At 68.6% G+C, this 4204-nt stretch carries 6 protein-coding genes and 1 pseudogene; 5 read left to right on the forward strand and 2 right to left on the reverse strand.

Translation table 11 applies throughout. The features are described 5' to 3' along the window. A pseudogene (locus ACFR9S_RS01145) lies at nt 1-100 on the reverse strand (1,4-dihydroxy-2-naphthoate polyprenyltransferase); the annotation flags it as partial. 85 nt (nt 101-185) lie between these two features. Here ACFR9S_RS01145 and ACFR9S_RS01150 point away from each other — a divergent pair. The 5 genes from ACFR9S_RS01150 to ACFR9S_RS01170 are packed head-to-tail and all read left to right on the forward strand — an operon-like array spanning nt 186 to nt 3314. Continuing rightward, a complete protein-coding gene (locus ACFR9S_RS01150; RefSeq protein WP_379731556.1) occupies nt 186-518 on the forward strand; it encodes a hypothetical protein in 333 nt (110 codons plus the stop codon). A 52-nt stretch (nt 519-570) separates the two neighbouring features. Further along, on the forward strand, nt 571-813 hold the full coding sequence (locus tag ACFR9S_RS01155; RefSeq protein ID WP_379731555.1) for a hypothetical protein: 243 nt from the start codon (nt 571-573) through the stop codon (nt 811-813). Between the two features lie 3 nt (nt 814-816). Further along, complete coding sequence (locus tag ACFR9S_RS01160) at nt 817-1503, forward strand: potassium channel family protein (RefSeq protein ID WP_379731554.1); 687 nt, start codon at nt 817-819, stop codon at nt 1501-1503. A 60-nt stretch (nt 1504-1563) separates the two neighbouring features. Continuing rightward, a complete protein-coding gene (locus ACFR9S_RS01165) occupies nt 1564-3114 on the forward strand; it encodes a TrkH family potassium uptake protein (protein ID WP_379731553.1) in 1551 nt (516 codons plus the stop codon). Next, nucleotides 3111-3314: a hypothetical protein gene (locus ACFR9S_RS01170; RefSeq protein WP_379731552.1), complete on the forward strand. Its 204-nt coding sequence runs from the start codon at nt 3111-3113 to the stop codon at nt 3312-3314. The genes ACFR9S_RS01165 and ACFR9S_RS01170 overlap by 4 nt, the downstream gene beginning before the upstream one ends. Before the next feature lie 35 nt (nt 3315-3349). Here ACFR9S_RS01170 and ACFR9S_RS01175 read toward each other — a convergent pair. Then, the coding region (locus ACFR9S_RS01175; protein WP_379817808.1) for a 1,4-dihydroxy-2-naphthoyl-CoA synthase at nt 3350-4204 on the reverse strand (855 nt) is incomplete at its 5' end.

Raw genomic sequence — 4204 nt, forward strand, 5'->3', positions numbered from 1 at the left:
CCACGCCGACGAGCACCGGCGAGATCGCCGCCGGCATCGTCTGGGGGCGGGCGGCCATCACCCACGCTTTCGCCCGCGTCGGCTCCGCGTTCGAACTCATTGCTGGTGGTTCGGGCGGGCGGCCCAAAGCGACTGCGGTTGCGGGAAGCCGGAACTGTTTCCGGTGCGGGGCCGAAGCCCGAACCGTGGATCGAACGGACCCGCGAGCGACCTACGACGACCCCTCCGAGGCGGAGCGGGTCACCGAGGTCGAGTCCGAGCAGTTCGAGGTGGAGCGGGTCGAACGGCGGCAGGAGCTACTGGAGGCCCCCGGATATCGCCGCCGACCTCGACGTTGGATTCCGGATGCGGGCGATAGCGGCAGGGAAGAAATTATGGTCCTCGCCGGGGACGACTCACACGCACTGATCGCGGCACGCCGGGCGGCCGAACTCGCCTCCGCAGCCGACGACGCGTCGCTGACGCTGTTCGACGTCCAACCCCCGGCGGCCGACACCGAGGCGGATCGCTCCCACTGAAGGTGGCGAAGCAGTCATCGAGGCGGTCGCGGAACGCGCTGACATCCAATCTATGTCGTACGACACCGAGATCAGAGTCGCTGAGGACACCGAACGGACGATCACCGACGCCGCGGAGGGACACGACACGGCCTGTGTCGGGGCGACCCGATCCGGGGCGGTCTCACAGGCCGTGTTCGGCTCGCTCCCCGAGACGGGTGGACGGGAGGCCGACCAAACTGTCGTGATGGCGCGTGCCCCGGCGGAGTCGCCGGTGTCGGGCCGTGAAGCGCTCCTGCGGCGACGGGGGGTGTGACTCGTGTACATAATCATCATCGGCGCCGGCGACATCGGCACGCCGCTCATCGACATCGCGACGGAGTCCGGGAACGAAGTCGTCGTCATCGAGCGCGACGAGGCCCGGGCGAACCGCGCCGCCGACGAGTTCGACTGTCTGGTCCTGCACGACGACGCGACGACGAAGGACACGCTCGAGGACGCGGGCGCCGCGCAGGCCGACGCGCTCATCTCGACGACCGATCAGGACGCGACCAACGTGATGACCTGCCTCCTCGCGAAGGAGTTCGAGGTGCCCGCGATCCTCTCGGTCGTCCACAACCCCGAACACATGGGGCTGTTCGAGCAGATCGGCGTGAACACGATGCAGAACCCCCAACAGCTCATCGCCGAGTACCTCTACCGGGCGGTCGCGCGGCCGGCGATCGTCGACTACATGCGCGTCGGCGAGAACGCCGAGGTGTTCGAGATCACGGTCACCGACGAGGCGCCGATCGCGGGGAAGACGCTCCGGGAGGCCGCCCAGTCGGGGCTTCTCACCGACGAGATGCTGGTCGTGGCGATCGAACGCGAGGGGAACGACCATCCGATCACCCCTCGCGGCGAGACGACGATCCAAGGGGGCGACCTGTTGACCGTCTACTCCGGCGTCGGCGCCGACCCGGAGATCACCGACATCTTCGGCCACTATGAAGACCGCGAGGAGTGAGCCGGCCGTGAGCAGCGCCGGAGGCCGAACGGCCCGACTCCCCGCGGCCACAGGGGACGTATGAACGGGGCTGTCGCGACGGTCGGCCGGGACCTCGGCCGCATCCTCGAGGCGCTGGGCGGGCTGTTGCTCGTCTCCCTCGTCGTCCCGATCGTCTGGGGGGAGTACTTCGCGATCCCGGCGCTGCTGGCCTCGGCGCTCGTCCCGTTGGGGATCGGTCGACTGCTCTACCGGCGGTACCGGGGGGCGGAGTCCCCGGGTCGGTTCCACGGGATGATCGTCGCGGCCTCGGGCTGGTTCTGCGTCGGCGTCTTCGGCGCGCTGCCGTTCCTCCTGATCGCGTGGAGCGTCCGGCTCGGGGTGCCGGGTGTCCAGATGCCCGCCGGGACGTCGACGCTCGCGGCGTTCACCGACCCGCTCAACGCCATCTTCGAGAGTATGAGCGGCTTCACCGGCACCGGGCTGACGATGACTGACAACGAGGAGGTGCTGCCGCGGACGCTCCAGTGGTGGCGGACGTTCAGCGAGTGGGTCGGCGGGGTGGGCGTGATCGTGCTGACGACGGCGATCCTCTCACGCCCCGGTAGCGGCTCGCTGACGCTGTACGAGAGCGAGGCGCGCTCGAAGAAGATCCACCCGAGCATCGTCTCGACGGTCCGGACGATCTGGTGGATCTTCACGCTGTTCACGTTCGGCTCGATCCTCGCGCTCTGGCTGGCGGGGATGCCGATCTGGGGGGCGATCAACCACGCCATGACCGGGCTCGCGACCGGCGGGTTCTCGGTCACGGACAACTCGATCGCGACGTACGACAGCGTCGCGATCGACTTCACGTTGCTCCCGATCATGCTGCTGGGCAGCATCGCCTTCCCGGTCCACTACCTCATCCTGCAGGGTGACCTGCGGAACTTCTACACCGACCTCCAGACGCGGTGGGTGTTCGGCTACATGGGGCTGGGGTCGGCGCTGCTGTGGGCGTTCCTCTACTTCGCCGGCCCGTACGCGACGCCGTTTGCCGCCCTGCGCTACGGGCTGTTCCAGTTCGTCTCGGCCGCCACCTGTACGGGGTTCCAGACGGCCGTCGACGCGACGAACGTCGCGCTCGGCCGGTGGCCCTCGTACGCCCAGTTGACGGTCGTGTTCGCGATGTTCGTCGGCGGGGCGGCCGGGTCGACGGCCGGCGGGATCAAACTCATCCGCGGGCTGACGCTCGTGAAGGGGATCCGCCACCAGATCGCCGACGTGTTCTACCCCGAGAGCGCGGTCCGGCGGCTGGAGATCAACGGCCGCCGACTGAACGAGGACGAGGCGAGCCGCGAGTTCATGGAGGCGGCGATCATCGTCGTCCTCTGGATCTCGTTCCTCGTCGTCGGCACGTTCCTCCTGCTGCTCACGCTCCCGGCCGGGGAGTACTCGCTCGCGAACGTCCTGTTCGAAGTCGCGAGCGCGCAGGGGAACGTCGGGCTCTCCGCGGGGATCACCGGTCCCGAGTCGCTGCCGACGATCGGGAAGGTCGCGTTCCTCTTCCACATGTGGATCGGCCGGCTGGAGATCATCCCGGTGCTGGTGATGCTCCGCACCGTGTTCAAGCGAGGGGGGCTCTACCAATGAGGCTGGACGACATCCCGCTCGTCTTCGACGTGTTCGACGCCGGCCCGGACGACCGGGTGTTCGACTCGCTGCTGCTGATCGGCCCCCCCGTCGTCGCCCTGATCGTCGTGCTGGGCCGGTCGCTGCTCACCGAGGGCCTCGCGGTGGCGTACATCGCGGTGTTCGTGGCGTACGTGCTGTATCAAGCGGTTCGGAAGTAGCGTCCGGGTGTCTCACGCCGATTCCGGCGACAGCCTCAGTAGTGCCAGGGGTACTCCGAGAAGTCGGGCTGCCTGCCTTCGAGGAACGCGTCCCGGCCCTCCTTGGCCTCGTCGGTCATGTACCCCAGCCGCGTCGCCTCGCCGGCGAACACCTGCTGGCCCACCATCCCGTCGTCGGCCATGTTGAACGCGTACTTCAGCATCCGCATCGCCGTCGGGCTCTTGCTCGTCATCGTCTCCGCCCACTCGATCACCGTCTCCTCCAAATCTTCGTGTGGGACCGCCTCGTTGGCCATCCCCATCTCGACCGCCTCGTCGGCGGAGTAGGTCTTCCCGAGGAAGAACACCTCGCGGGCTTTCTTCTGCCCGATCTGGCGGGCGAGGTACGCCGAGCCGAAACCGCCGTCGAAGGAGGCCACGTCGGGGTCGGTCTGGAGGAACTTCGCGTGCTCCTCGCTCGCGAGCGTGAGGTCACAGACGACGTGCAGCGAGTGGCCGCCGCCGACGGCCCAGCCCGGGACGACGGCGACGACGGGCTTGGGCATGAACCGAATCAGCCGCTGCACTTCGAGGATGTGGAGCCGGCCCGCCTTGGCCGTCTTGACCGCCTCGGACTCGTCCTCGGCAGCCTCGTCGTCGCCGCGGTACTCGTAGCCCGAGCCGCCGCGGACCGACTGGTCGCCGCCCGAACAGAACGCCCAGCCGCCGTCCTTCTCGGAGGGACCGTTACCGGTCAGGAGGACGGCGCCGATATCGGCCTGCTTGCGCGCGTGGTCGAGCGCGGCGTGGAGCTCGTCGACGGTACCGGGTCGGAACGCGTTCCGCACCTCGGGGCGGTCGAACGCGATCCGCACCGCCGGGAAATCGACGCCGCGGTGGTAGGTGATGTC

Source organism: Halolamina salina (genome assembly GCF_042678005.1).
Lineage (GTDB): Archaea > Halobacteriota > Halobacteria > Halobacteriales > Haloferacaceae > Halolamina > Halolamina salina.

Excerpts from the sequence above, each read along its gene's own strand:
- ACFR9S_RS01165 (WP_379731553.1), top strand. The coding sequence starts at position 1,564 with ATGAACGGGGCTGTCGCGACGGTCGGCCGGGACCTCGGCCGCATCCTC.
- ACFR9S_RS01170 (WP_379731552.1), top strand. The coding sequence starts at position 3,111 with ATGAGGCTGGACGACATCCCGCTCGTCTTCGACGTGTTCGACGCCGGC.
- ACFR9S_RS01155 (WP_379731555.1), top strand. The coding sequence starts at position 571 with ATGTCGTACGACACCGAGATCAGAGTCGCTGAGGACACCGAACGGACG.